This window comes from Streptosporangium heterodermiicola (genome assembly GCF_051390675.1).
GTDB lineage: Bacteria > Actinomycetota > Actinomycetes > Streptosporangiales > Streptosporangiaceae > Streptosporangium.
On sequence record NZ_JBPJSR010000127.1, the window covers coordinates 1 to 356 of the forward strand.

At 65.7% G+C, this 356-nt stretch carries 1 protein-coding gene; it reads right to left on the reverse strand.

Translation table 11 applies throughout. The features are described 5' to 3' along the window. Positions 1-339: hydantoinase B/oxoprolinase family protein (locus ACSC1Q_RS43195; protein ID WP_436764545.1), on the reverse strand; the 339-nt coding region annotated here is incomplete at its 3' end. Positions 340-356: the final 17 nt, after the last annotated feature.

A 356-nucleotide genomic window follows, 5' to 3' on the forward strand; every position in this document is an offset into this window, starting at 1 on the left:
GGAATGCGCCGCGTTCCAGTACGGATAATTCAACAACACCACATCACCCGGATGAAGATTCTCCCGCCCCACATACTCCACACCCTTGCGGATGGAATAGTCGTTGGCGCCGAGGAAGCGGCTCAGCCCGGTCGACTCGGCGACCAGCCGCAGGTCCGCGTCGTAGACGGAGACGCCGAAGTCGAAGACCTCGTAGATGACCGGGTTGAAGGCGGTACGGACGAGCGTGGCCCGCATCTCCTCGGCGGCCGAGGTGAAGTAGCTGCGCACCACCTCGACCGTCGCGCCGTCCACCCGGGCGCGCTCCTCGGCGGAGCCGGGGGCGAGAGGCTCAGACATCGTCGATCCCGTAGGTC